Source organism: Micromonospora sp. H33 (genome assembly GCF_052068455.1).
GTDB lineage: Bacteria > Actinomycetota > Actinomycetes > Mycobacteriales > Micromonosporaceae > Micromonospora.
Genome location: NZ_JBQHDE010000011.1, coordinates 73,835 through 97,499 on the forward strand (window position 1 = coordinate 73,835; position 23,665 = coordinate 97,499).

The window sequence follows — 23,665 nt, forward strand, 5'->3', positions numbered from 1 at the left end:
CGCGTGACCATGCCCGAGGCCGCTAGGACCTGGACGCCGCCGCCCCTTCCCGGTACGGGGCCAGGAACGGGGTCAGCGCCGCCAGCATCTCCTCGGGGGCCTGCTCGGAGAGCCAGTGGCCGGCGCCGGGGATGACCACGGTCTGCAGGTCGTTCGCGGCGCCCTCCATCGCGTGTCCGGCGAGGTCACCCCAGCTCTTCTCGCCACCGATGCCCAGGACGGGCATCGTGAGCGGCTGGGTCTTGCGCTGCTCGTTCTGCGCGAGCGTGGCGTCCCACGCCCGGTACAGCCCGAAGCTGCCGCGTAGCACATCAGGGTCGGAGTAGAGGTCGACGTAGTACTTCAGGGCATAGTCGGGCAGCGGCGTCCCGCCCTGGATGGCGAACTCGTAGCCGTAGAAGATTGCCTCCCGTCCCCGGACGAGCTGTTCGGTCAGCTCGTCGTTGACGCGGTTGAAGGGGATGTGCCAGAGCCGGTTGTTGATCGCCTCGGGGACGAACAGGGGCGGTGCGGGAGCCACCCCCGGGGGCCCGGGGATCTCGGCGAGGGCCACGCGGTCGACCCGGTGCGGGTAGTCCGCGGCCAGCGCGTAGCCGATGATGTAGCCGGTGTCGTGGCCGACCACGGCGTACCGCTCGTGGCCGAGTGCATCCATCAGCGCGGCCAGGTCGTTGGCGAGGGTGGCGCTGTCGTACCCGTCCTGGGGCTTGTCGGTCAGCCCGATCCCGCGCTGGTCGACCGCGATGACCGTGAAGTCCCGGGCCAGCGCCGGCATCAGCAGGCGCCAGGCGTACCAGTTCTCCGGCCAGCCGTGCACCAGCAGCAGCGGTGGCCCCTCGCCGCCGATGACCGCGTGCTGGCGCAGCCCACCCGCGTCGACGTACCGGCTGGTGAACGTGTCGGTGAAACCCGCCGGAAGCTGCGGCGCCTGCGAGACGGAGCCGGGGCCTTCCGCGACGGGGAACCGGGTGGCGGATGAACTCATTGACGATGTCCTTTCGTCCGGGGAAGCATCAGGCCCGCGCCAGCCTCGGTCATCCCGGCCCGCGCCCCTGCGACCGCCGATTCTCCTGGCGACACGGTCCCTGCGGAGCAGGTACATCCGCAGCTCACCCTGCCGAAGTACCTCGACGCGGACGCGTGTCGGCGTCAGGGCGTGGGGAAGGATGCGTCGCCGAAGAGGATGCGGCTGGCGGCGGCACGTCCGAGTGGCGTACGCAGCAGGGTGAACGCCGCTGCCGCGACGGCGGGCGTGCGTACCTGCGCCAACCCCCGGCGCAACGTCAGCCGTCCCCGGAAGCGGGCCCGCAGCGCCGCTCCGTCGTAGCGGGTCAACGCGTCCGGCCGCCCGGCTCGCAGGGCCTCGTCGAGGACGGCGGCGGCGTGCTCCGACAGCCGCAGGCACGGGTCGAGGCCGCCGGCGGTGAGCGGAGAGACCGCACCTGCCGCGTCTCCGACGAGCAGCCCGTCCGCGCAGCTGATGCGGCGCAGCACCCCGCCGACGGGGATCGGGCCACCGCGCCGCTCGACGTCGCCGGGGCGACCCGTGCCCGGCAGTCCGGGCGCTGTCGCACCGAACCGCATTAGAGCCGCCCGAAGACCGTGGGGGAAGCGGTTGGCGTAGCCGGCCACGCCGACGTGGGCATGCCGGCCGTCGTTGACGACCCACGCCAGGTAGCCGGGGGCGAGCGAGGGGTCGAGCACGCAGTGGAACGCCGGTGGCTCCTCGGAGCCGGGAATCGCGAAGACCTCCTCGGCACCGACGAGCAGGTGGTGGTTGCGGTCCAGGGCGAGGTCCCGGGCGACCCGCGAGCGGGCGCCGTCGGCGCCGACGACGAACCGCGCCCGGACCGTGGTCGGCCCGTCCGGACCGGCCAGGACGAAGGAGCCGGCTCGCCGACCGGCGTAGCGGGTGCCGAGCGCGACGCGTACGCCGGCATCGGCCGCGGCGCGGGCCGCTGCCACGTACAGCGGTGCCATGTCGCCCACCCGGTACTCGTCGCGCGCGCTGACCAGGTTCACCGGGCGGCGCAGCCCTGGCGGGTAGAGCACCACTCGGCGAATGGGCGGCCCCAGGCACTCGGGAGGCAGCGAGAAGTCGTCGAGCGTACGCCGGACGAAGATCCCCGTCGTGCGGATCGCGCCAGTGAGCGTGGGGCGTCGTTCGACCAGCAGCACGTCGTGGCCGTGCTGTGCGAGCAGCGTGGCCGTGTGCAGCCCGGCCAGCCCGGCCCCGACGACCAAGACGTCTACGGTCATCAGCCCTTCACCTGTCAGAGTCGTCGCGGGACCGTTCACTACCGGTTCGCGTCGTCCGCATGACGTCCCCGTACCGCTTCGTGAGCCCACGGACCTCGATCATTCGTCGACCCACTCGAGGAGGTCGCCGGGCTGGCAGTTGAGCACCCGGCACATGGCCTCCAGGGTGCTGAAGCGGACTGCCTTGGCGCGGCCGTTCTTGAGCACGGCGACGTTCGCCGGCGTGAGCCCCACCCGTTCGGCGAACTCCCCCACGCTCATCTTGCGCTTGGCCAGTTCGACGTCGATGCGTACGACGATGGGCATCAGATCACCGCTTCCATGTCGGTACGCAGCGTCGTGGCCTGCCGCAGCAGCGCGCGCATCACCACCATCAGAAGCCCCAGCACGGTGACCCCGGTCAACATCAGGAACAGCAGCAGCGGCAGTCCGGGGTCGTCCGCGTTGAAGCCGACGTACAGAAACACGGCCAGGAGCACCGCCCACGCCGCGCCGATGGCCCACACGATCGCGTCCACCCACTTCAGGGAGACGTCACTGAAGATGCGGTCGTCCTTGACCAGGGTGAGCAGCTTCCAGGTGGCCACGATCACCACCTGGGCGCACAGCACCCAGAACACCGTGACGGCAGTCGCCGGCCATCTCAGGTACGCCATGTCCGGCGACTCCTTCGCCATGTGCGCGAACTGCCCGGGCAGCGACATGGTCTGGAACAGGACCAGGATCCCGAACAGCACGACGAGGAAGACTCTGAGGAGGGCTACCGCCCGACGCTCTGTAACCATGCATCGAGTTTCGCTAGCTACCTATCGAATGTCAATAGGTTTGGTGATCCTCTTCGCGCGCCGTGCGCCACCGCGCAGTCATCTGGACCGGCGGCCCGAACTCTTACCAGCCACCGGTGTCCGGTTCGAGACAGGCGCGAGGATTCGCAATGGGTGCCTGGCACAGTACGGTCGGTGATCTGATCACCGGTCAGCCACGGATTGGTGTGCAGGTCGTACGTCAGCCGCGGCCGATCCAGACGCCGCCCGTCGATCACCGGATGGTGGCATGCGCGTTCCCGCCCGTCTGCCGCTGCTGTCGCGGGGCACCCTCCTCTTCGTCGCCCTGGCGCTGGCGGCCGTCTCGACGATCGCCCTGGCCCTCGAGAGGCCGAGGTCGGCGACGGTAGCGGACTACCTGGCCCACTCCTCCATCGCGGGGCGAGACCTGCGGGTCGGGGTCCTCCTCCCCGAGCGGCCGCCGCCGGGCGGGCCCGACCCGTACGCGACGGGCAGAGGTTTCGATGTCGACCTCGCTCTCGCGTTCGCGCGCTCGCTCGGCGTGACAGCCCACTTCCGGGTGCTGGATTCGACCGACCGGGTCGCTGCCCTGGTCGAACGCAAGGTTGACGTCGTCTTCGCCGGCCTGCTCAGGACGGCGGAGCGGGAACAGGCCATCCAGTTCGCCGGCCCGTACCGTGAGGGTGGCCTGGTCGTCGCGACCCGGACCACGTGGCCGTCACCGGCCAAGCGGCAGCGGCTGTGCGTGGTGGCGGGGTCGGTCGTCGAGCCCGTCGCCGCCCGGGCCGGCGTGGTGCTGGTCCGTCGCCCGACCACCAACGCATGCCTCACCGATGTGCTCGCCGGCCGCCTCGATGCCGTCGCGGGTGAGGAGATCGTGCTGCGCGGCCACGCCCACGCCTCGGAGGGGAAACTGAAGCTCTTCCCGCTGGCGGCGAACCAGCAGGCGCAGCGCTACTTCATCGGTGTCGTCCCGGGCGACCCGTTCCTCAAGGCGCTCGTCAACTCGTTTCTGCAGGCCAGCTATGCCCGGGAGGTGGACGGCGCCTGGCAGCAGGCCGCCGCCCGCCATCTCGCCCCGCGCGGCTTCACCGGCCGCCAGCCGCGGCCGGAGGGAACCCTGCTGCGCGGGGCGGGTGACGGGCCACGCTCGCCCGACGGCGCGGCCGGGGTGCCGCCCGCGGTCACCACCGTCGCGCCCCCGACGAGGCACGGGTTCAGGACGGTGGCGCACCGGCGACACCGCCACGCGACGCGCCGCACCGTCCGGCTCACCACCGGACGGGCCCCCGGCGGCACCGCACCCGATGGTCCGCCGGTGCCCCCGGGCGGACCGGTGCTGGCCGGGGTGACCAGGAACGGCCCGCCGTCACCCGGGGCGTGGTCACTGCTGTTCGGTGTGCCGGTCACCGTCTCCGCGCTCTACCTGTGGATCCAGTCCGGCGGAGATCGCCAGTTCACGCTGATGCTGGCCCAGAGCGTGAACCCGATCAACTTCCTCGCGACCGTGAGCCTCTCCGTGGTGTGGATCTTCCCGGCGGTACCCGCGCTGCTCTTCACCGTCGGGGCCGTGGTGCTCAGCAGCGTGGTCGACCAGGCCGATCGGCAGCGCCTGTGCGACGCGTACACGGTTGCCCGCTGGACGGCGCGGACCCCCGGTTGGATGGTCTGGACGGCGATGGTGACCGCCGCCGTCAGCACTCCTCTGGTGTTCGCACCGGCGTGGGCGCTGGCGCTCTGCGTCGCCCGCCAGCCCGCGGTCACCGGGCGTCGGTCGACGATGGCCCGCCGGCTGCGGTGGCCCGCCCTGTTGGCCCTCGGGATGGTCACCGGCCTACTCGCCTACCGGGGAATCGTCCGGGGCGAACCCACGCTCGCCCTGACCGTCGCCTGGCCGGTGCTGCTGCTCCTGGCCGGAGTCGACGCGCCGCTGCGACCCGCGCACGTCCCGGCCTTCCTCCGGGCCAGCGCCGCCCTGGCCGGGCTGCTCGCACTCGGTGTCGTGCATGCCGTGGTGACCACGCCGATCCTGCCGTCCACGTCACTCCAGATCGCCTCGCCGCCGCCGAGCAGCACGCCGGGACCGGATCGGACTCCGGCGGGCACCGACCCGGACGCCCCGGCGGACCCGCCGCTGCGCCACCTGCGTGGCTACGTGGTCTCCGTCGACGACGGGTACACCACCGTCCTCTCCGACGCCGGCGGGATCGAGGTCGTCGGCAACGACGAGATCAGGTCCCGGGTCTCCTGCCCCAGCCTGACCGACCTGCCCGAGGACTCGCCGGCCCTGGTCGGTCTGCCCCTGCGCGAATCCCTGCTCCAGGCACTCGCGCGCCAGCAACGCCCGACGACCTTGGAGGACCCGCGGTGCATCGTCCGGGTCGACGCCCCCTCCCGCTGACCGGTGGCACCAGCAGGCCCGCCCGCACGTGTCCCAGACAAGACCAAACGGTTCTTAACTCCCAAAGGACATGAGTTAACTACTTATGGCGTGGCAAATGCTTCATGTTACGAAACCTGGAAAGTCCTCTCGTTCCGTATGAATCGGCCTAACGTTCCTCATGGCTCGTCCTCCTGAGCCGACCCAGAAGGAGTGAGGAACATGTCGATGAACTTTTTGACCAAGCTCGCCGGTGGGGTGGTGCTGGGCAGCGCCGCCCTGCTGCTCGCCGCGCCCGCCACCGCGCTCGCCGCGACCGACGACGGACCATCCAAGGAGCCCTCGGCCTCGGACCGGGGGCAGGAGTCGAAGAAGAAGTCAGACGACAAGCCGAAGACGTTCGACCTGAAGGACAAGGACGGTAAAGGGGTCATCTGCGCGACCACCAAGCAGATCAACGAGCAGAACATCTCGCAGATCATCAAGGACAACACCATCACCGACAGCGTCGTCACCTTCAACCTGTCCGGAGCGCAGTCGGCGACGAACGACAACAGAAGCCAGCCCAACACTCTCATCGTCTGCATCCGCGACCTCGACGTGGCGCTGGACGTGGAGGCCGACCTGCTCGGCGACCTCCTGCGGATGGTCGAGGCCAGTACCGGCCGGGTGGGCCAGGCTCCTGCCGCCAACACCCCCGCGGCTGGCGGCGCGTACGCGGGTCCGGACGGAGCCTGGGTGCTGCCGAGTACGGCCGGCGTCGCGGCCGGTGACGGTGGCGCGCTCGCCGGGACCAACACTGGTGCCCTGACGGCGGCCGGTGCCGGCATGATGGGCGTGGGCGTGCTCGGTGGCATCGCCCTGCTGCGTCGGCGGTCCGCCAGTGGCCCTGTCGCCTGAGGCGGCCAGGAGCGCCAGCGGCCGCCACGGTTTCCCGTGGCGTGCCGCTGGCCTCGTCCTGGTCGTCCTTCTCATCCTCACCGGAGCAGGACTGATCCGGCTCGCCGCCACGGCTCCTGATCCGGTCCTGCCGCCACAGCCCGACGCCGCCGCCGCACCGCAGTCCCTGCTGTCACCGTTGGCGGACGAACCCACCACACCAGACCCGACGCCGAGCGGAGCCAGCGCGTCGCCGGCCACCGGGGCGACGCCCGGCGCGGCGCGGGGTGCTCGCGGCCACCTCGACGGCGATCTCGGGTCCGCCGCGACCCGCCCATCTCCCTCACCGACGTTGGCCGGGATGCCGCGATCGCAACCCACCCGCGTCAAGATCCCGCGCATCGGCGTCGACGCGCCGACGGTTGCGCTCGGGCTGGACAAGAACCAGCAGATCGCGGTCCCGCCGCTGAATCAACCCAAGACGACCGGGTGGTACAAGCTGGGGCCGAGTCCCGGCGAGGTGGGGACCGCGGTGGTGGTGGGCCATGTCGACTCGCGCGTCTCCGGGAAGGCTGTCTTCTTCCGTCTGGGCGCGCTGAAACCGGGAGACACCATCGAGGTGCTCCGCAAGGACGGCAAGAAGGCCCGATTCATCGTCGACGGAGTGGTCCGCTACCCGAAGAACAAGCTCCCGCTGAACCTGGTCTACGGTCACACCGGCAAGGCGCAGCTCCGGTTGATCACCTGTGGTGGCGCCTACGACAAGGCAGCGAAGTCGTACAAGGACAACATCGTGGTGTTCGCGACCCTGGCCACCGATCGTGCCCGCTGAGGCCTTGGTCCGCCGAGAACCCGGGTCACCCGGATCAACCGAACAGCTCTCGGAATCCCTCCCGCCACGACGGGTACTCGAGGCTCAGCCCCAACTCGGCCTTGGCCTTGGCGTTGCTGGCCGCGCGGAGTTGGGTGCCGTAGTACACGGCTTGAACGCCGATCTGTTCCTCGGCCTCCACCACGGAGACGCGCCGCGGCGGAGGAGCGTCCAGGAGTTCGGCCAGGTACGGCAGCCACTCAGCCTGGGAGGCGGGCTCGTCCCCCACGACGTTGTAGATACCGGGGCGTCCCCTGTCGATAGCGTGCACGGTGGCCGACACCGCGTCGCGGACATGAACGAACGGATACCGGCCCCCGCCCTCGCCGACGATCGGCACGTCGCCCGACTTGACCCCGGTTGCCCATTCGCCACCCGGCCCGATCGCGGTGCCTTCGCCGTAGAGAAAGCCGTATCGGAGGACGACGCCTTCGATCCCCGGTGTGCCCAACACCTGTTCCTCGGCCGTGATATTCGCCTGTATGTGGCTTCGGATCGGCTCCGGGGCGTCCAGGTACAGCGGCGCCGACTCGTCCGTGGGCCCCGATCCGACCGGCTCGGTCATGAAGCTGGCGCTCTGTGCGACAACCCGACGGGTGCCGGCGTCGCGAGCCGCCGTCATCAGTATCTTCGTTCCCTCGCTCCGCAGCCGGTTGGTCAACTCCAGCCACTTCGCGTAGTCACGGGACGGCGCGGAGAGCGCCGTGATCTGGTTGATGATCACCTTTGGTTCGGCCTCGAGAATCGCCTGACGCACCGCAGCCTCGTCGAGCCCGTCCATCAATGCCGGCCGCGCCCCGAGCGTCTCTAGGACGGAGAAGTTCTCACTCCGGTGGGTGCTGGCCGTAACCTCGTGGCCCCGGTCGACCAGCGCCTCGACGAGCGGCCGACCCAAGACCCCGGTTCCCCCCGCGACGAAGATCCGCACTGCCGTCTCCCTGCTGTAACGGGACCCCCAGACTCATCGTGACCTGCGGCTCTGGTTGACGGTGACCAATCGGTCAACCTCGCGGCCGTAGGCACCGCCGTCGACGGCCGCGGGCGCCCACTCCGAGCCCCGGCGGCGTTCCCGCCAAATCGGATCGCATCACTGGAGGGCATCATGCGATCGTTGCCGGGTGCCTCAACCGATCTTGCGCACTGACCGCCTGCTGCTGGTCCCGCTCGCCGACCGGCACCTGGAGCTGGAGGTCCAGCTCGACGCCGACCCGGAGGTGCTGCGCTACCTCTTCGGCCGGGCGCGATCGCGGGACGAGGTGGTCGCATCGCACGCGCAGAGGATGGCCTTGGCCGACAAGGTGGACGGGCTGGGCTACTGGATGGCGTTCGGCACCGATGGCGGGGCGCGCGGCTCGACGCCGCCGGCACGCGAGGACGACGGCGACTTCGTCGGGCTCATGATGCTCCCGCCGGCGCACGGCCCCGACCAACCTGACGACCCCACCGTCAGCGACCTGGGTTACCGCCTCCTTCGTCGGTACTGGCGGCGGGGCCTGGCCAGCGAGGCATCCCGCGCCCTCCTGCGGCACGCCTTCGACACCGTCGGGCAGAGCCGGGTGATCGCGCAGACCATGGCCGTGAACACCGGCTCCCGCCGCGTGATGGAGACCGTCGGCATGCGGTACGTACGCACGTACTTCCCGTCCTGGGACGATCCGCTGCCGGGAAGCGAACTGGGTGAGGTCGAGTACGAGATGACCCGCGTGATGTGGGAGGCGAGTCAACGCGGGTGACCCCGAGCGAGCGGGACGGCAGACCGTTCACCGGGTGAGGCCGACCAGCGGCGCCAGGCGTGCCACGCCGGCCGGCGCACGGTCCCTAGGTGCGCCTGCGCGCCAGCCACAGCCCGGTGGTCAGTTTCTGCTCGACGACGCCGCCGCGCGCGTCGACGACGTCGGCCAGGGCCCGGTGCAGGCGGGATCGCTGCTGCTCGGGCAGCATCCGGTGTGGGGAGAACGTGGACAGCAGGGTCAGGTAGCGGGCGGTGTCGTACGGCACCACCGTCACGACCCGCTGCTCCTCGACGTCGGTGAACCACGGTGAACCGCGCAGTTCCTCGGGGTGGAACACGCCCGGGTGGCGGGTGTGGACCGGTCGTCCGGGCTGATCGGCGATCTCCGGCGCGTGCTCCAGGTACACCGCGTCCATCTCCGCGCGCAGTCCTGCGTCGGCGAAGCCGAAGTCGTGCCCGAAGACCGCGAGCACCCCGCCTGGAACCAGCGCCTCGGCGGCCAGGCGGGTGCGCCGGGTGTGGTCGACCCAGTGCCAGGCCTGCGCGCTGGCCAGCAGGTCGACGCCGCCGGGCGGAGGGATCGAGTCCTCGAACCGGCTGACCACCACCGACACCAGGTCGTCGCCGTCGAAGCGGCGGGCCAGCAGCGCGGCCATCGCCGGGTCCGGTTCGACGCAGGTCAGCGGTACGCCGAGGCTGCGCAGCAGCGCCGTACCCTTGCCCGTCCCCGCGCCCGACTCCACCACGGTCCTCGGCGCCCGGCCCGCGTACGCGGTGATCAGGTCGAGGATCTCGGCCGGGTAGCCCGGCCGGACGTCGTCGTAGGCATCGGCGACCTCGCCGAACACCCGCTGCTGCTCCCGTGGCGCCGTCACGGGTGAACCCTACCGAGGGCGGCGCCGGAGACAACCGCGGTGGTACGACGCGCCGCCCACCTGATGTAAAAGTTTTTAGACATAGTGTCAAGGATGCCTTACTCTGACGATGTCAAGAATTCTTTACGTCGGGAGTCAGTCATGACGCACGAAGAGAAACGCGCCTGGACCATGCTGGTCGTCAGCGTGATCGCGTACGCCGTCTACGCGGCCGTCGTCCTGAGCCGGGTCGACAGCGGGCCGCTCGCCGCCACCCCCTACGCCGGCGTTCTCCTGTGGACGGTCGGCGGCGCGATCGTCGCGAACATCGTGGCCGAGATCGGGATGAGCGTGGTGAACCCGCGCGCGTCGCGCGTCAAGGACGTGCGCGACCGGGAGATCGGGCGGCTCGGCGACCATGTCGGCCAGGCGTTCGTGGTCATCGGCGCAGTGTCGGCAATGCTCATGGCGCTGGCCGAGTGGGACTGGTTCTGGATCGCCAACGTCGTCTACCTGTGCTTCGTGCTGTCGGCCGTGGTCGGATCCCTGGCGAAGGTGATCGTCTACCGCAGGGGTGTCCCGCAGTGGTGAAGCCGACCCGCGTCACGAACACCATTCGCGCGCTGCGCTTCGCGCACGACGAGATGACCCAGGCCGAGCTCGCCGAGCGGATCGGCGTGACCCGGCAGACCGTGATCGCCATCGAGCAGGGCCGCTACTCGCCCTCGCTGGAGATGGCGTTCCGGATCGCCCACGTGTTCGGCGTGCGGCTCGACGACGTGTTCCACTACCCCGAGGAGACGGCACCGTGAAGGCCATCGTTCAGGACACCTACGGCTCGGCGGACGTGCTCCAACTCCGCGACATCGACCGGCCGGCCATCAGCGACGAGGACGTCCTCGTCCAGGTACGTGGGGCCGGGATCGACCCCGGAGTGTGGATCTTCATGGCGGGCCGGCCCTACCTGGCGCGGCTCGCGAGCGGGCTGCGCCGGCCCCGGGTGCCGGTGCGCGGCCGGGACCTGGCCGGGGTGGTGGCCGCGGTCGGCGCCCGGGTGACCCGGTTCCGGCCGGGCGACGAGGTGTACGGCACCTGCCTGCGCGGCTCGTACGCCGAGTTCGCGAGCACGCCGGAGCGCCGGCTGGCCCGCAAGCCGGCCAACCTGTCGTTTGCGCAGGCCGCCGCCGTACCCGTCTCCGGGATGACGGCACTGCTCGCCGTGCGCGACAGCGGCGCGGTGCGCCCAGGTCACCGAGTGATGGTGATCGGCGCGGCCGGCGGCGTCGGGTCCCTCGCCGTGCAGATCGCCAAGGCGTACGGCGCGACGGTGACCGCCGTCTGCGCCCCGGCCAAGACCGACTTCGTCCGCGCCCTCGGCGCCGACGACGTTCTCGACTACACCCGCGAGGAGGTCGACCGCGACGGCCCGGTGTACGACGTGGTCATCGACACCGGTGGTGACCGCCCACTGTCGCTGCTCCGGCGCGCGCTCACCCCGCAGGGAACGCTGGCGCTGGTCGGTGGCACGTACACGAAGGGCAGCTTGCTCGGCGGCTACGGCCGGCAGATGTTCCGCGCGCCGATGCTGTCCCTGTTCGTCGGCCAACGGCTGCGCTCCGTGAGCAGTGTGGAGCGCACCGAGGACCTGGACGAGCTGCGGGACCTCATCGAGTCCGGTCTGCTCACCCCGGCGGTCGACCGCACCTTTCCCCTCGCGGAGGCAGCCGACGGGATCCGGCACTTCCGGGACCGGCACCCTGCGGGCAAGGTCGTCGTCACCGTCTGACCACGCCGTACCGGCTAACACCCGCACGTGAGGAGCCCCGGCCATGGGCCGGGGCTCCGTTGCGCACGTGGGTTACGCCGGGGAGAGACCTTCCGCGAAGTCGTAGAGGCTCTTGATGTCGTTGTCGAAGTACGGGCCGTCGAACTGGCCGTTGCCCGGGTTGTCGCCGTGGCTGACGACGCTGTTGATGTATCCGAGGCCGTTCTGGTCGTTGTATTCCTGGAACCAGGGTCCGCCGCTGGAGCCGTAGGTCATGTTGCACCACATCCGGATCTGCTGGCCGCCGGCGTACCAGGTGCCGCTCTGGCAGTAGTACTGGCTCTCGCCGCCGCCGAGGTTGGCCGGGTAGCCGAGGGCGGTGATCAGGGAGATGTTGTAGCCCCAGTTCCAGCGCAGTCCGTTGCCGCCGACCGTGTCGACGACCTTCAGGCCCCAGTTGCCGCCGTTGTGCATGATGGCGATGCCCATGTCCTCGTCGAGGCTGCTGTTGCTGACCCACGCGGTGCGGGCCGTGAGCTGGTAGGCCACGAACGTGCCGAACGGGCGCGCTCCACTGCGGTACCGCGGCACGAACTGCCAGTTGCTGTACCACTGCCCGCCGCGACCCTGGTGCACGCAGTGACCCGCGGTCATGACCAGGCGGCGCTTGCCGCTGGCAACGGTGCTCGCCGAGCATGAGGCGGTGCCGCCGGTGGGGGTGGTGAAGTAGACCTTGCCGGTGGTCTGTGATTCGTTGAGCTGAATGCTGACGTCATCGCCGGTGGCGACGCTCGCCACCACGGGCTTGACCGTGCCCGCCGGTCCGCCGGGCTTCGGCGCCCGGTCCGGCGACTCGGTGGCACTCTTGGGCTTCACGATGTCCAGGTCGACGGCGCTCGCCATACGCTCCGGCGTCCAGAACGCGGCGACCTCCTTGGCGACCGCTTCGTTGGTGATCGCACGACCGTCCTTGGTCCGGGCGACGGTGGTCGTGTTGCCGTTCCGGTCGCTTGTGGTCGGCTTCGCCTCGGCGGCTGTCGGGCCGGTCACGACCAGCGCGAGCGCCAGGCTGGCCATTGCGGACCATCGCAGGGTTGATTTCAAGAGGTCCTCCCCTTTTTCTCGTGCCCCAATTGGGCCACCGCAACGTATCGACTGAATTACATTGAGCGCAATGTAATCGGATGGCAGATAATTGACACCACTGCCCGGCGATCGAAAACGGCGTGCAAATCCCAGCGCTGCGAATCCGTGCTTTCCGCTCCAGGACGTTCTTTGTTATCGACGAGTGGGACTTGCGATGCTGGCACATCGATGGCCGCGCCATTCCCCCACCTGCCGACAAGGGCACTGAGCAGGCGGTATGGCCCAAGCGATCACCGGCGGCCGGGGCTAAAGTGCATCAAGCGCACTCACATGAACAACGGTTGACAATCCCGAATCGTGGTGGACGAGACTCCACCTGCTTGGCTCTCTGGCCAAGTGGTGCGATATGGAGGAACCTTCGGAAAAATGCGTTCCTGTGCGTCCCGAAAGCATCCAAAACGACGATAGTCTTCGTAGCCCCAGGCAAGCGAGACCAGAATTCGATGGCCGCAGTCGCAATGGCTGCAATTGATGAGTCAGGATCCCGACGGTCACCTCGCTTCCGCGCGGCGGACGGCACGATGCCGGCCCGCCGCGCGGCGGCTGACCCGCGAGACGGGCCTACTGCGCGTACGCGGAGGTGGCAGCCTCCCGCAGCGCGGCGACCGCCGTCCGCACCGCCGGTGTGTGCTCGACCGCGTCGTGCACCACCACGTGGATCGACCGGAGCGGCGTCGGGCGGACCACCCGGACGCGGGCCACGCCGTGGGGCAGGTGTGCCGCGCCGAGCGCGGGGAGCACAGTGAGGCCGATGCCGGCCGCGACGAAGGCGAGCGCCGTCGGGTAGTCGTGCGCCTCGACCCGGAAGGCCGGGCTGAAGCCCGCGGCGGTGCAGGCCTCGATGAGGTTGGCGCGGCACCAGCCGCGGGCGAAGTCGTTGTCGACCCAGCGCTCGTCGGCGAGGTCGGCCAGGTCCACCTCCTCCTGCCCGGCGAGGCGGTGCCCGGCCGGCAGCACGGCCACGTACGGGTCGTCGAGGAGATGGTGGGCGGTGAAGCCCGAACCGGGGTCGAACCCGGTGCGCGCCACCACCACCTGCACGTCGGCGCGTTCCTCCCGGCTGTCCGGGATGTGTTCGCGCAGTTCCAGGTCGAGCCGGACACCGGGGTGTTCGGTGAGGACGCGCCGCACCACGAGCGGCATCCACGCCGCGCCCACCGATGCGAAGTACGCGATGGACAGTGCGCCGGTGCGCCCTGTCCGCAGGTCGGCGATCAGCGACTCGGCGGCACCGAGCCGGGCGAGCACCCGGTCCGCCTCGGCGGCGAGGGCGTGCCCGGCGGCTGTGGGCCGCAGGCCCCGCCCCGCTCGGGCCAGGAGGGTGAGGCCCGTCTCGCGCTGGAGTGCGGTGAGGTGCTGGCTGATGGCGGACGGGGTGTAGCCCAGGTTGGCGGCGGCCGCCTGGACGGACCCGGACGCGACGACGGAGCGGAAGACACGGAGGCGGTGGACGTCGAGCACGCCACGACTGTAAAGCACGGCTGAATCGTTGTGAAGGAATAGTCACTGGTGCTGAACATTCAGGCGCACGAGAATCGCCACATGACGCCTGCGCAGCTCACCGCCGCCCCGAGCCGGCCGGACGCCACCGAGGGCGACCGCGCCCTCGCGGCGTACCCCCGGTCCTGGCCGATTGTCGCCGCCGCCGGGACCACGGTGTTCCTGTGGGCGTCGGCGTTCGTCGGCATCCGCTTCGCCGGGCACGACTACTCCCCCGGCGCCATGGCGCTGGGCCGCATGGCGGCGGCGTCCATCGCGCTGAGCGCGTTCGTGGCATTCACCGCCGGGCTGCGACGCCGCAGCGCCCGACCACAGCACGCCGTGCCGGACGGCGCGGCGCCCCGCCGGGCCGCTCTGCCCCGTGGCGGCACCCTGGGGCTGATCGCGCTGTGGGGCGTGGCCTGGTTCGGCGGGTACAACGTGGCCCTCAACGCCGCCGAGCGGCTGGTCGACGCCGGGACGGCGGCGCTGCTGGTGGCGATCGCGCCCATCCTCGTCGCGGTGGCCGCGGTCCTCGTCCTCGGCGAGCGGCTCACCGGCCGGCTCGGCGTCGGGGTGGCGATCGCCTTCGCGGGAGTCGCCCTGATCGCGGCCGGCGGCTTCACCGGGCACGCCGACAAGGTCGGCGTCGTGCTGGCGGTGCTCTCCGCCGTGCTCTACGCCTTCGGCGTGCTGCTCCAGAAGCGCCTACTGGCGCGGGTGGACGCCGTGACGATGACCTGGCTCGGCGCGCTGGCCGGGACCGCGGCCCTGCTGCCGTTCGCGCCCACGCTCCTCGGAGAACTCGCCACGGCCCCGCCGTCGGCCACCCTGGGCATGCTGTACCTGGGCCTGTTCCCGACCGCGATCGGCTTCCTCACCTGGGGCTACGTCCTGTCCCGATGGACGGCGGGGCGCACCAGCGCCGCCACCTACCTGGCGCCGCCGGTGACCGTGCTGCTGTCGTGGACGCTGCTGGGCGAGGTACCGGCGCCGCTCGCCCTGCTGGGCGGCGCGCTCTGCCTGACCGGCGTGGTCCTCGCGACGCGCCGCTGACGCCCATCCCGACGCCTAGTATCCAGGGCAGCGACGCCAAGGCACGTGCGCGGCGTGGGGATGGTGACAGCCAGGGAGACAGCGACATGTCCAGCGCGCAGTTGTACGACACCATCGGAGCCACTTACACCGTGACCCGGCGCACCGAGCCGCGGATCGCTGCGCGGATCTGGGCTGCGCTCGGCGATGCGCGGACGGTATTGAATGTCGGGGCTGGCACCGGCTCGTACGAGCCCCCCGACCGCCACGTCCTCGCGGTGGAACCGTCGGCGCTCATGCGTTCGCAGCGCCCCCCGGACGCGGCGCCGTGCCTGGTTGGATCTGCCGAGAACCTGCCGTTCGATGACCAGTCCTTCGACGCAGCGATGGCTATTGCCACCGTTCATCACTGGCAGGACCCGATCGCGGGCCTGCGCGAGATGCGGCGCGTTGCTCGCCGCGTGGTGGTATTCACGCACGACACCAGTGACACCGGATGGCGTCGTCGGTTCTGGCTTACTCGCGACTACCTGCCTGAAGTCGCGGACCTCCTCGTCGGCCGGCCTTCGCTGACCGAGCTGGCCAGCACGATCGGAGCCCGCGTGGAGCCGGTGCTCATCCCCTGGGACTGCGCTGACGGCTTCTTCGAGGCCTACTGGCGCCGGCCCGAGGCATACCTGGACGAGAACGTCCGTCGCGGGCTGTCGGTCTGGGCCAGAGTCGGGCCGGACGCCGAGCAGAGGGCAGTGCACAGCCTCCGTGATGACCTCGCCTCAGGTCGGTGGACAGAACGCAACCGTGACCTCGTCGATCTCGACGCAGCAGAGCTTGGCCTTCGCCTGCTTGTCGCCTGATCCCGCCACATCTGGGTACGACTTCGCCCCAAGGCAACGGCGTGTTCCTACAGCGACAAGAGTCTCGGCCGGGGCGACTGGCAGGGCCTCCGGAAGCGGTACTGAGCCTGAGGGCTGAAAGGCTACGGTGAACCGATGGCATGGGTGGCCCCGGCGACCCGCGCCCCCTGGCATGATCCCCACGTGCGGAAGATCCTCATTCTGGCCGGCCTCGTCGTCACGCTGACCGCCTGTGGGCTGGCCGGCGACCACCGCAAGGACAAGCGCTACCAGCAGGTTTCCCGCGCGATGGAACCGACGGTCGCCGCGGGCTCGGGCTTCGTCGCCGAGGTGGTGAAGCGCGGTGACTACCGACCTCGCGCGGGCGACATCGTGGTGTTCACGCCACCAGCGGGCTGGAACGCCGGAGACGAGCCCCGGATCCTCCGCGTGGTGGCGGTGCCCGGGGACACCATCAGCTGTTGCGACGCCCAGGACCGGGTCGCCCTCAACGGCACGGCGTTGGACGAGCCCTACGCCGCGAAGACAAAGTACGACCCCCCAGCGGCGTTCGAGTCCGTCACCATGCCCGAGGGGAGCGTCTTCCTGCTCGGCGATAACCGAGGTGTGGCCAACGACTCCTCGTACAACGGTCCCGTGCCGGTGGAGAACGTCATCGGCGTCGTCAAGCTCTGACCAGGCAATGCCAGCGGCCATCGTCACATGTTCAATGACGTTGACAGGAAGCCCACCGCTAAGGCGGCGAAGGTCGCTACGAGGAGAGAGCGATGACCAACCAAATGGGCCGGGTGATCTGCGACATCACGATCTCGACCGACGGGTACTCGGCCGGGCTCAACCAGACCGAGGAACGCCCGTTCGGCGACGACGGCGGCGACGGCTCGGGCGACAAGCTGCACGCCTGGATGTTCGACACTCCCGACGAGAACCGAGCCGAGGTCGACCAGATGACCGCCGCCAAAGCATTCATCATGGGGCGCAACATGTTCGGTCCAGTGCGTGGCGACTGGGATCGGCGGTGGAACGGCTGGTGGGGCGACGATCCGCCGTTCCACGCCCCGGTCTTCGTGCTGACCCACCACGCGCGCGACCCGCAGCCGATGGACGGCGGCACCACGTACTACTTCGTCACCGACGGAATCGAGTCGGCACTGGCACAGGCACGCGCGGCGGCCGGCGACGGCGATGTCGCGATCCAGGGCGGCGCGACCACCATCAACCAGTACCTCGCCGCCGGCCTGATCGACGAGCTGCGGCTGCACATTGTGCCGCTCACGCTCGGCGCCGGCACGCGGCTGTTCGAGGGCGTCCCGCCGCTGAAACTTGAGCAGGTGAAGTCGCGAGCCGCGACCTCGGTTACGCACGTGACCTACCGCGTCGTGTCCTGAGCTGGAGGGCGGTTTTACACACGACTACCGCAGGTTGCAACACGGCGGTAGTCGTCCCCAATGCCGCGTTACCCGGACGCGCTGCGGTCAGTGCCCTCTCAGGCAGAACTCGTTGCCGTCGGGGTCGGCCAGCACGACGGCGCCGTCCTCACCGACCTCGAGTCGAGTGGCCCCGAGGGAGACCAGCCGGTCGACCTCCGCCTGCTGGTCGCCGCCGGCCGGGGCGAGGTCGAAGCGCTGCCGGTTCCTCGCCTCTTTCGGGGCCACGGGCGGGCCTCCCCACGCGACCTTCGTGCCGCCGTGCGGTGACTGAATCGCGGTCTCCTCGTCCTGGTCCCACACCAGCGGCCAGCCCAGCGCCTCGCTCCAGAAGAGGCCGACCTCCCGCGTGCCGTCGCAGGCGAGCTCCCCGAGGAAGCCGCACCCGGCGAGGAAGTTGTTGCCCGGCCCGATCACGCAGAACTCGTAGCCCTCGGGGTCGGCCAGGACGACGTGCCCCTCCTCGGGGCGCTGCCCGACGTCGAGGTGGCCGCCGCCGAGCCTCAGCGCCGTCGCCACCGTGTGCTGCTGGTCGTCGCGGCTGACGCTGGTCAGGTGAAGGTGCATGCGGTTCGGCCGCACGTTCTCCGCGCGGCTGGGGACGAACCGGAGGCTGAGCTGGGTGTCGTCGCCGGGCAGGAGCGCACCACCGGCGTCCTCGACGACCTCCCGGCCGAGCATGCCGGCCCAGAACTGCGCCAGGCGAGCCGGATCACGCGCATCGAAGGTCACCGAGAGCAGTCGCGAGATCATCCCCGCACAGTAAGCACGGGTCAGAAAGACAACAAGGCAATAAGCCGGTCACCGGGTCAGGCCGACCAGCGTCGCCAGGCGCGCCACGCCGGCCGGCACCGGACATTGGCTTACGACGCCCTCAGGCAATGGTTGGATCGGCTGCCTTGGCGGCCCGCTCGATCTCCGTGCGTCTGGCTTCCCAGAAGGCCGCGTCGCGCTGCTGGTTGGCGTACCTGGCTGCTGTCCCTGTCGAACCGTCGAGCTGTTCGCGCAGGATGTCGGCGTGTCCGGCGTGGCGGTTCGTCTCGGTGAGAATGTGGACCAGGATGGCGAACAGCGTGACCTGTGGGCGCGGCCACCAGGGCACGTAGCCGGGTGAATCGACGGCCAGGGCGGTGATCGTCGCGTCTGAGTGCTCCCACACGCGACGGTAGCGGTCGGTGATCTCCTCGCGCGTCTCGTGCTCGGTCGCCCACATGTCGGTACCGCGTGCGTCGACGTCGTCCCAGCGGGCCAGGGGTTCGGGGAACGGCCGCCCGAAGACCTCGCCGAAGTACCTGGACTCCCAGACCGACAGGTGCTTGACCAGACCGAGAAGGTTCGTGCCAGTTGCGGTCAGGGGGCGGCGGATGTCGTACTCGCCGAGCCCATCGAGCTTCCACAGGATCGCCTCGCGAACCTCCCGCAGCTCAGTGTGCAGGTACGTCTTCGCGAAGTCAGCCATGCGAGTTCTCCGACGTTGCCGATGTGCTGCCCGTCAGCGGTGGCCACGACGTCGGGGGTGGGCCAAATGCGCGACGACCGGCCCGCACAGCCAGAGTGGCGAGGGCAGCGTTGGCGCCACCACCGATCACCGCGCCGATACCGAACGGTGCCACTCGACCGAGAACGATGATTCCCTGCTTGGTCCCGTACTTCGTGATGAAGTGTTTCCCCAAGATCCCGTTGATCTGACGCAACGTCTCGATAGGCACCTTGGCGACAACCTGACGTCCCCAGTGTTGCCCCGTACGCTCGGCGACCTTGGCGATGGTGGCGGAGCCGGACCCGCCGAGCATGATTCCCATCACGATCGTTCGACGGCGCTCGATCTCGTCGATGCGGACGCCGTGGACTTCGGCGATCGAGAGCGCGAAGAGGGCGCTCAGCTCAAGAGATGAGAGAGCCTCGCCGGCCGACAGTGCCAGTGCGACGCCCGTGCCGACGCCGGGCGCGGCTGCGGCTCCTCCAACTGCAGCACCCGTCCCGGTCAAGGCGCTGACGTACATCCGCTCCAGATTGCGGATCACCTGTGCCGGTGTCGCCTCTGGGTTCCGCTGGCGGGCCCGGGCGATGTTCTTGCGGACCAGTGGGCTCTGGATGGCGATTGCCTTGTCCAGGAGGTCGAGGACCCGCTGGCCACGCACGGCTGCTTCCGGAACCGGTCCGTCGTGGGCATCTGTTGCCATGCGTTGAACTCCTCAGGTCGCCACGTCACAGCTGGGTCTTCCACTTGATCAACCCAGCGGACCTTACGCCAGTTCGTTCAACAGTGGACGCCGTACGAACGGGCGAGTTCGTTGACTGAAACGCCTGCGGTGTAGGCGGTTCGAACGGCGTCCACCTGCGTCGCCTGGCGCGGACTCGATGACCTGGAGAGAGCGGAACCTGGAATGGAGGGTGGCAGCACCCGGGGCCACGTTAGTGCGCTCGCGTACGCCCTTGCGCCGCGCGGTGTCCCGTTGCGGGATCGTCAATCGGTCCGCGTGCGGAGGCTCCGCGCCAGGGTGGGGATCATCACCGTCGCAGCGACGAGGTGTAGCCCAAGGAGGGCGGTGGTGGTGGCGGTGTTTGCCCCGGACAGGAGGGGCGGGACCAACGAGATCGCGGTCAGCGACACTGCCGTCCACACGAATCGCTCGGCGGGGCGAGCGCTCCACCGAAGAAGAGCGACGGCAATGACGATGCCCACGACCGAGAAGAAGCCGGTCACCACGGCGAACCCGGAAAACGGGATCGTCTCGCCACCATCGGGGACCTCGAAGTCGACGCCAACGACCTGGGCAAGCGCAGCGGCGAGGGTGGTGGCCACCATCGCTGCGAGCGTGGCGATGAAACCGGTGACGGCGAGCCCGCGGAGTCGGTGGGTGTGGCTGGCCTGGCCGGATGCCGGGCCTGCGACGACCCCGGTGTCATTCATGCTGTTCATGTCGTTCCTCCTGCACCCGCCCGCGGGTGACGACGCCGAACGCGTCGCACCACTCCGCCGCGACCACCGCGACACGCGCGCCACCGCGCAGCGCGAGCGTCCACACCGGGACTACTCCGTGCCGTCCGCCGGCAGGCGCTCCGGCAGCCCGAGCCGCGGGAACTGGTCGTCGTGGAACGTGACGATCTCGGTGATCGCCCCGCCGGTGACGCGCAGGACGTCGATCGTCAGCGGCAGGTACGCGCCCTCCCGCTTCCGCCAGAGGTAGAAGGCGACGGCGGGCTGCCGATTCACGGAGGTGAGGACAGCGCGCAGGTGCTTCAGGTCCTCGAAGCCGCTCTCGACCCAGTCGTTCACCACCGCGTCGCGGCCGACGTACAGGCCCGGCGTGGGCGGCATCGAGCAGCGGACGTCGTCCCGCAGCAGTGCGGCGAGCCCGTCGATGTCCGTGGCCACGCTGGCGTCGGTATAGCGGCGCACCAGCTCGCGCGTCCCGGCGTCCCCCTCGCCGCCGGTCCAGTCCTGCCGCTCGGCGGGCAGGTGCTCCCGCATGCCGGCGCGGGCCCGCTGCAGCGCGCTGTTCACGGAGTTGACGGAGTCCCCGAGGAGCTCCGCGACGTCCTTCGCCGGCCAGCCGAGCACGTCCCGCAGGATCAGCACGGCCCGCGGGCGCGGCGCGAGGTGCTGGACTGCGACCAGGTACGCCAGCTCGATCGTCTCCCGCGCGACGGCGACGGTCTCCGGCTCGTCCGCGTCGCCCGCGGGCAGCTCGTCGAGCAGCCGGTCCGGGTAGGGCTGCAGCCACAGCACCTCGCCGCCGGTCGCGGGCTCCGGGCGGCACTTGGCGAGCAGGTCCAGGCAGGCGTTGGTGGCGATCCGGTACAGCCAGGCCCGGAACGTCGACCGCCCCTCGAAGGTCTCCCGCCGCCGCCAGGCACGGAGGAACGTCTCCTGCACGGTGTCCTCGGCGTCCTCGAACGACCCGAGCATCCGGTAGCAGTGCACGTGCAGCTCCCGCCGGTGCCGCTCCGCCAGCCCCGAGAACGCCGGCTCGTCGACCTCGCCCAGACCGCTCCCGCCCAGACCGCTCACGCCCAGCTCCTCCAGCCGCGTGTCCGCACTCATCACGTCATCCTTCCGCCTCGTCGTGTCCCGTCGTAGGTGTGACGGGTGCGGGCGCGACAACTCATCACGACATGGCGGCCCGCATTAACCGGTCGGTGGTCACCCCTGTCGGCTGTTAGCGTCGTGCCGTGTTCGCCACCGAACGGGTCCGGCTGCGCCCACCCACGCCCGACGACGCGCCGAACATGTTCCGCCTGAAGGGCGATCCCGAGCTGCACCTGATCACCGACGGCGAGCCATTCGTCCCGCGCCACGTCGGCCAGCTCCGGGCCTGGCTGGAGAAGCAGGTCACCGAGCCGCCCGACGGCCAGTCGACGGTGTTGCTGCTGGCCGAGACAGTGGCCGACGGCACGTTCCTGGGTCGCGGCGTCCTGTGGGGGATCAACGCGTTCAACCGGTACGCCCACCTCGGCATCACGCTGGTCCCCGAGGCGCGCGGCCAGGGGTACGGGACCGAGGTGATCCGGCTGCTCTGCCGGTACGGCTTCCGCAACCGCAACCTGCGCCGCCTGGAACTGGAGACGCTGGCCAGCAATACGGCCATGCGGCGGACCGCGGAGGCGTGCGGCTTCACGCACGAGGGCACCCAGCGGGAGCGCGAGTACGACGGCGACGGCTTCGCCGACTTTGTGATCTACGGCCTGCTCCGGCGCGACTGGAAGCCGTAGCCGGGTGCGGGCTGCTCGACGACGCGCCGATGAGCACCTGCCGCCTCGCCCCCCGCGCCGATCATGGAGTTGTAGTGCCCAACTTGACCGGATATCCGCCACTTCTTCGGCACCACAGCTCCATGATCGACGGAAGCGGGGCGCGGCGGATCACCGGGTGAGGCCGACCAGCGTCGACAGGCGCGCCACGCCGGCCGGTGCCGGGTGGCCCCGGGCGACCTCGGCGATCACCGTACGCGCCAACGGTCGGCACCGGACCTCGGCCGGCGCGACGGCGTCGGCCTCGACCAGCGCGCGGGCCGCGCCGCGCAGGTCACCAATCTGGAGGTACGCCCGCGCGACGTCCACCAGGTACGCGGCCCGGTGCTCGGCCGGCAGCCGCCGCCACGCCTCCCGTTGCGTGACCGTCGCGTGCCGGTGCACCGCTCCCCCGGCGTTCCCCAGCTCGACCGCCGCCACCACCCGGGCCAGCTCGACGGCGGCCGGCCCGAAGCCGGTCCGGTGCGGGTCGTCGCCGGCCCGGACCTGGGCGGCGATCCCGGCGGCCCGCTCGGTCAGCTCGTCGGCTCGGTGGGCGTCGCCGCAGCCGGCGGCGGCCAGGGCGGCCTGGAGCAGCAGCGTCCCATGGACGGCCCCCGGCGTCGGCGCGACGCGGCTCGCGGCGGCGAGCGTCGCGGCGAGGGCCAACCGGTGCCGGCCCAACGCGCGCAGCGCCTGCCCGATCGACACGGCCGCGGTCGCGGAGAGGACCGGGTCGCCGCGCGCCACGGCCATCGCCCGATCGGCGGCCAGCCAGGCGAGGTCGGCCTCGCCGAGCTTCACCAGCAGCGACGAGGTGATCCGGTACGCCGGCACCAGCAGCTCCCGCGTCTGCGTGCCCTGGGCGGCGTCGAGCAGCCCCGGCAGCACCCGCACGAGCTGTGCGTAGTGCGCGTGCTGGTAGGTCAACCAGGCGTGCTCGACGTGCCGCCTGACCTCGACGGCCGGCTTCGGGCAGCCGGGCCGGTGGTCATAGCGGGCGAGGGCGGCCCGGATCCCGTCCACGCCGTCCACCGCTTGGGGTGTGACCGGTGCCGGCGGGTGGTGCTGGCCGAGCAGCGCCATCGGGTCGACGCGCAGCACCTCGGCGATCTCCTGGATCACCGGGTACCGGTCCAACGTGCGGACACCCCGCTCCACCTTGTCCACCCAGCTCTTCGACCGGCCGAGCCGGTCGGCGAGCATCTGCTGGGTCATCCGCCGCCGTACCCGCCAGCGCGCCACCCGCCGACCGATCGGCAGCTCATCAGCGGTCACGCCGCCACCGCCGGTCCGGCACCGCCCGAGTGGTCTCCTCCACCGGTACGCGCTCCGCCTCGGCCTGCTCCAGGAGCCGCCGTTTGGCGGCCTCCCGCTCAGCCGCCTCAACCTGCTCGCCCCAACTCATCGCCAACTCGTCCTGCCTCATCCGCACCTCCCTCAACCGGAGCGCCAACATCCACGG

At 70.5% G+C, this 23,665-nt stretch carries 27 protein-coding genes and 1 pseudogene; 12 read left to right on the top strand and 16 right to left on the bottom strand.

All coding sequences use genetic code 11. The features are described from left to right. Nucleotides 1–22: 22 nt before the first annotated feature. The 4 genes from ACTMS0_RS21975 to ACTMS0_RS21990 all read right to left on the bottom strand — a co-directional run bounded on the left by ACTMS0_RS21975 (nt 23) and on the right by ACTMS0_RS21990 (nt 3,044). A complete protein-coding gene (locus ACTMS0_RS21975; protein ID WP_441157130.1) occupies nt 23–985 on the bottom strand; it encodes an alpha/beta fold hydrolase in 963 nt (320 codons plus the stop codon). A 164-nt stretch (nt 986–1,149) separates the two neighbouring features. Further along, nucleotides 1,150–2,259 (bottom strand): NAD(P)/FAD-dependent oxidoreductase, encoded by a 1,110-nt coding sequence (locus ACTMS0_RS21980; protein ID WP_441157131.1) that lies wholly within the window; start codon nt 2,257–2,259, stop codon nt 1,150–1,152. A 99-nt stretch (nt 2,260–2,358) separates the two neighbouring features. Next, nucleotides 2,359–2,565: a helix-turn-helix domain-containing protein gene (locus ACTMS0_RS21985; protein ID WP_168002664.1), complete on the bottom strand. Its 207-nt coding sequence runs from the start codon at nt 2,563–2,565 to the stop codon at nt 2,359–2,361. After that, on the bottom strand, nt 2,565–3,044 hold the full coding sequence (locus ACTMS0_RS21990) for a DUF2975 domain-containing protein (protein WP_441157132.1): 480 nt from the start codon (nt 3,042–3,044) through the stop codon (nt 2,565–2,567). The genes ACTMS0_RS21985 and ACTMS0_RS21990 overlap by 1 nt, the downstream gene beginning before the upstream one ends. A 268-nt stretch (nt 3,045–3,312) precedes the next feature. Here ACTMS0_RS21990 and ACTMS0_RS21995 point away from each other — a divergent pair, with 268 nt between their 5' ends. The 3 genes from ACTMS0_RS21995 to ACTMS0_RS22005 all read left to right on the top strand — a co-directional run bounded on the left by ACTMS0_RS21995 (nt 3,313) and on the right by ACTMS0_RS22005 (nt 7,135). Then, on the top strand, nt 3,313–5,445 hold the full coding sequence (locus ACTMS0_RS21995) for a substrate-binding periplasmic protein (protein ID WP_441157133.1): 2,133 nt from the start codon (nt 3,313–3,315) through the stop codon (nt 5,443–5,445). 201 nt (nt 5,446–5,646) lie between these two features. Further along, nucleotides 5,647–6,324: a hypothetical protein gene (locus ACTMS0_RS22000; RefSeq protein WP_441157134.1), complete on the top strand. Its 678-nt coding sequence runs from the start codon at nt 5,647–5,649 to the stop codon at nt 6,322–6,324. 178 nt (nt 6,325–6,502) lie between these two features. Beyond that, nucleotides 6,503–7,135 carry a class F sortase gene (locus ACTMS0_RS22005; protein ID WP_441157135.1) on the top strand — a complete coding sequence of 211 codons (633 nt, stop codon included), beginning with the start codon at nt 6,503–6,505 and terminating at the stop codon, nt 7,133–7,135. A gap of 34 nt (nt 7,136–7,169) precedes the next feature. On the opposite strand, the gene ACTMS0_RS22010 is transcribed toward ACTMS0_RS22005, so the two are convergent. After that, on the bottom strand, nt 7,170–8,102 hold the full coding sequence (locus ACTMS0_RS22010; RefSeq protein WP_441157136.1) for an NAD-dependent epimerase/dehydratase family protein: 933 nt from the start codon (nt 8,100–8,102) through the stop codon (nt 7,170–7,172). Between the two features lie 190 nt (nt 8,103–8,292). On the opposite strand from ACTMS0_RS22010, the gene ACTMS0_RS22015 reads away from it, so the two are divergent. Then, nucleotides 8,293–8,907: a GNAT family N-acetyltransferase gene (locus ACTMS0_RS22015; RefSeq protein WP_441157137.1), complete on the top strand. Its 615-nt coding sequence runs from the start codon at nt 8,293–8,295 to the stop codon at nt 8,905–8,907. Between the two features lie 85 nt (nt 8,908–8,992). Here the strand turns inward: ACTMS0_RS22015 and ACTMS0_RS22020 are convergent, their stop codons facing one another. Further along, nucleotides 8,993–9,781: a class I SAM-dependent methyltransferase gene (locus ACTMS0_RS22020; RefSeq protein WP_441157138.1), complete on the bottom strand. Its 789-nt coding sequence runs from the start codon at nt 9,779–9,781 to the stop codon at nt 8,993–8,995. 141 nt (nt 9,782–9,922) lie between these two features. Here ACTMS0_RS22020 and ACTMS0_RS22025 point away from each other — a divergent pair, with 141 nt between their 5' ends. The 3 genes from ACTMS0_RS22025 to ACTMS0_RS22035 are packed head-to-tail and all read left to right on the top strand — an operon-like array spanning nt 9,923 to nt 11,546. Further along, a complete protein-coding gene (locus ACTMS0_RS22025; RefSeq protein WP_441157139.1) occupies nt 9,923–10,351 on the top strand; it encodes a hypothetical protein in 429 nt (142 codons plus the stop codon). After that, on the top strand, nt 10,345–10,572 hold the full coding sequence (locus ACTMS0_RS22030; protein WP_441157140.1) for a helix-turn-helix transcriptional regulator: 228 nt from the start codon (nt 10,345–10,347) through the stop codon (nt 10,570–10,572). The genes ACTMS0_RS22025 and ACTMS0_RS22030 overlap by 7 nt, the downstream gene beginning before the upstream one ends. Continuing rightward, nucleotides 10,569–11,546, top strand: a complete 978-nt coding sequence (locus ACTMS0_RS22035; RefSeq protein ID WP_441157141.1) for an NAD(P)-dependent alcohol dehydrogenase — start codon at nt 10,569–10,571, stop codon at nt 11,544–11,546. Before ACTMS0_RS22030 ends, ACTMS0_RS22035 begins: the two co-directional genes overlap by 4 nt. Nucleotides 11,547–11,618: 72 nt before the next feature. Here ACTMS0_RS22035 and ACTMS0_RS22040 read toward each other — a convergent pair whose 3' ends face one another. Beyond that, nucleotides 11,619–12,602, bottom strand: a complete 984-nt coding sequence (locus ACTMS0_RS22040; protein ID WP_441157142.1) for a trypsin-like serine peptidase — start codon at nt 12,600–12,602, stop codon at nt 11,619–11,621. A gap of 630 nt (nt 12,603–13,232) precedes the next feature. Beyond that, entirely contained in the window at nt 13,233–14,132 is a 900-nt protein-coding gene (locus ACTMS0_RS22045; RefSeq protein ID WP_441157143.1) for a LysR family transcriptional regulator, read from the bottom strand. An 81-nt stretch (nt 14,133–14,213) separates the two neighbouring features. Between ACTMS0_RS22045 and ACTMS0_RS22050 the strand changes: the two genes are divergently transcribed. The 4 genes and pseudogenes from ACTMS0_RS22050 to ACTMS0_RS22065 all read left to right on the top strand — a co-directional run bounded on the left by ACTMS0_RS22050 (nt 14,214) and on the right by ACTMS0_RS22065 (nt 17,427). After that, nucleotides 14,214–15,206, top strand: a complete 993-nt coding sequence (locus ACTMS0_RS22050; RefSeq protein ID WP_441157144.1) for a DMT family transporter — start codon at nt 14,214–14,216, stop codon at nt 15,204–15,206. Nucleotides 15,207–15,301: 95 nt separating this feature from the next. Continuing rightward, a pseudogene (locus tag ACTMS0_RS22055) lies at nt 15,302–16,039 on the top strand (class I SAM-dependent methyltransferase); the annotation flags it as partial. A gap of 135 nt (nt 16,040–16,174) precedes the next feature. Continuing rightward, nucleotides 16,175–16,714 (top strand): signal peptidase I, encoded by a 540-nt coding sequence (gene lepB / locus ACTMS0_RS22060; RefSeq protein ID WP_441157145.1) that lies wholly within the window; start codon nt 16,175–16,177, stop codon nt 16,712–16,714. Between the two features lie 92 nt (nt 16,715–16,806). Then, nucleotides 16,807–17,427, top strand: a complete 621-nt coding sequence (locus ACTMS0_RS22065) for a dihydrofolate reductase family protein (protein WP_441157146.1) — start codon at nt 16,807–16,809, stop codon at nt 17,425–17,427. Between the two features lie 87 nt (nt 17,428–17,514). Here ACTMS0_RS22065 and ACTMS0_RS22070 read toward each other — a convergent pair whose 3' ends face one another. The 6 genes from ACTMS0_RS22070 to ACTMS0_RS22095 all read right to left on the bottom strand — a co-directional run bounded on the left by ACTMS0_RS22070 (nt 17,515) and on the right by ACTMS0_RS22095 (nt 21,514). Further along, nucleotides 17,515–18,219 carry a VOC family protein gene (locus ACTMS0_RS22070; protein ID WP_441157147.1) on the bottom strand — a complete coding sequence of 235 codons (705 nt, stop codon included), beginning with the start codon at nt 18,217–18,219 and terminating at the stop codon, nt 17,515–17,517. A 121-nt stretch (nt 18,220–18,340) separates the two neighbouring features. Continuing rightward, on the bottom strand, nt 18,341–18,925 hold the full coding sequence (locus tag ACTMS0_RS22075) for a DinB family protein (RefSeq protein WP_441157148.1): 585 nt from the start codon (nt 18,923–18,925) through the stop codon (nt 18,341–18,343). After that, entirely contained in the window at nt 18,918–19,649 is a 732-nt protein-coding gene (locus tag ACTMS0_RS22080) for a hypothetical protein (protein ID WP_441157149.1), read from the bottom strand. Before ACTMS0_RS22080 ends, ACTMS0_RS22075 begins: the two co-directional genes overlap by 8 nt. Nucleotides 19,650–19,933: 284 nt before the next feature. After that, the gene (locus tag ACTMS0_RS22085; RefSeq protein ID WP_441157150.1) at nt 19,934–20,389 is read right to left on the bottom strand and encodes a DUF6069 family protein; all 456 of its coding nucleotides are present in this window, start codon (nt 20,387–20,389) and stop codon (nt 19,934–19,936) included. Then, nucleotides 20,373–20,495 carry a hypothetical protein gene (locus ACTMS0_RS22090; RefSeq protein ID WP_441157151.1) on the bottom strand — a complete coding sequence of 41 codons (123 nt, stop codon included), beginning with the start codon at nt 20,493–20,495 and terminating at the stop codon, nt 20,373–20,375. Before ACTMS0_RS22090 ends, ACTMS0_RS22085 begins: the two co-directional genes overlap by 17 nt. Nucleotides 20,496–20,500: 5 nt before the next feature. Next, nucleotides 20,501–21,514, bottom strand: coding sequence for an RNA polymerase subunit sigma-70 (locus tag ACTMS0_RS22095; protein ID WP_441157152.1), 1,014 nt, complete (start codon nt 21,512–21,514; stop codon nt 20,501–20,503). Nucleotides 21,515–21,642: 128 nt separating this feature from the next. Here ACTMS0_RS22095 and ACTMS0_RS22100 point away from each other — a divergent pair, with 128 nt between their 5' ends. Continuing rightward, nucleotides 21,643–22,182: a GNAT family N-acetyltransferase gene (locus tag ACTMS0_RS22100; protein WP_441157153.1), complete on the top strand. Its 540-nt coding sequence runs from the start codon at nt 21,643–21,645 to the stop codon at nt 22,180–22,182. 150 nt (nt 22,183–22,332) lie between these two features. Here ACTMS0_RS22100 and ACTMS0_RS22105 read toward each other — a convergent pair whose 3' ends face one another. Continuing rightward, the gene (locus ACTMS0_RS22105; protein WP_441157154.1) at nt 22,333–23,478 is read right to left on the bottom strand and encodes a helix-turn-helix domain-containing protein; all 1,146 of its coding nucleotides are present in this window, start codon (nt 23,476–23,478) and stop codon (nt 22,333–22,335) included. After that, nucleotides 23,468–23,629, bottom strand: coding sequence for a hypothetical protein (locus ACTMS0_RS22110; RefSeq protein WP_441157155.1), 162 nt, complete (start codon nt 23,627–23,629; stop codon nt 23,468–23,470). Before ACTMS0_RS22110 ends, ACTMS0_RS22105 begins: the two co-directional genes overlap by 11 nt. Between the last annotated feature and the right edge of the window lie 36 nt (nt 23,630–23,665).

Excerpts from the sequence above, each read along its gene's own strand:
- ACTMS0_RS22040 (WP_441157142.1), bottom strand. The coding sequence starts at position 12,602 with ATGGCCAGCCTGGCGCTCGCGCTGGTCGTGACCGGCCCGACAGCCGCC.
- ACTMS0_RS21990 (WP_441157132.1), bottom strand. The coding sequence starts at position 3,044 with ATGGTTACAGAGCGTCGGGCGGTAGCCCTCCTCAGAGTCTTCCTCGTC.
- ACTMS0_RS22050 (WP_441157144.1), top strand. The coding sequence starts at position 14,214 with ATGACGCCTGCGCAGCTCACCGCCGCCCCGAGCCGGCCGGACGCCACC.
- ACTMS0_RS22085 (WP_441157150.1), bottom strand. The coding sequence starts at position 20,389 with ATGAACAGCATGAATGACACCGGGGTCGTCGCAGGCCCGGCATCCGGC.
- ACTMS0_RS22095 (WP_441157152.1), bottom strand. The coding sequence starts at position 21,514 with ATGAGTGCGGACACGCGGCTGGAGGAGCTGGGCGTGAGCGGTCTGGGC.
- ACTMS0_RS21975 (WP_441157130.1), bottom strand. The coding sequence starts at position 985 with ATGAGTTCATCCGCCACCCGGTTCCCCGTCGCGGAAGGCCCCGGCTCC.
- lepB (WP_441157145.1), top strand. The coding sequence starts at position 16,175 with ATGGCATGGGTGGCCCCGGCGACCCGCGCCCCCTGGCATGATCCCCAC.
- ACTMS0_RS22025 (WP_441157139.1), top strand. The coding sequence starts at position 9,923 with ATGACGCACGAAGAGAAACGCGCCTGGACCATGCTGGTCGTCAGCGTG.
- ACTMS0_RS21985 (WP_168002664.1), bottom strand. The coding sequence starts at position 2,565 with ATGCCCATCGTCGTACGCATCGACGTCGAACTGGCCAAGCGCAAGATG.
- ACTMS0_RS21995 (WP_441157133.1), top strand. The coding sequence starts at position 3,313 with ATGCGCGTTCCCGCCCGTCTGCCGCTGCTGTCGCGGGGCACCCTCCTC.
- ACTMS0_RS22000 (WP_441157134.1), top strand. The coding sequence starts at position 5,647 with ATGTCGATGAACTTTTTGACCAAGCTCGCCGGTGGGGTGGTGCTGGGC.
- ACTMS0_RS22075 (WP_441157148.1), bottom strand. The coding sequence starts at position 18,925 with ATGGCTGACTTCGCGAAGACGTACCTGCACACTGAGCTGCGGGAGGTT.
- ACTMS0_RS22110 (WP_441157155.1), bottom strand. The coding sequence starts at position 23,629 with ATGAGGCAGGACGAGTTGGCGATGAGTTGGGGCGAGCAGGTTGAGGCG.
- ACTMS0_RS21980 (WP_441157131.1), bottom strand. The coding sequence starts at position 2,259 with ATGACCGTAGACGTCTTGGTCGTCGGGGCCGGGCTGGCCGGGCTGCAC.
- ACTMS0_RS22080 (WP_441157149.1), bottom strand. The coding sequence starts at position 19,649 with ATGGCAACAGATGCCCACGACGGACCGGTTCCGGAAGCAGCCGTGCGT.
- ACTMS0_RS22070 (WP_441157147.1), bottom strand. The coding sequence starts at position 18,219 with ATGATCTCGCGACTGCTCTCGGTGACCTTCGATGCGCGTGATCCGGCT.
- ACTMS0_RS22065 (WP_441157146.1), top strand. The coding sequence starts at position 16,807 with ATGACCAACCAAATGGGCCGGGTGATCTGCGACATCACGATCTCGACC.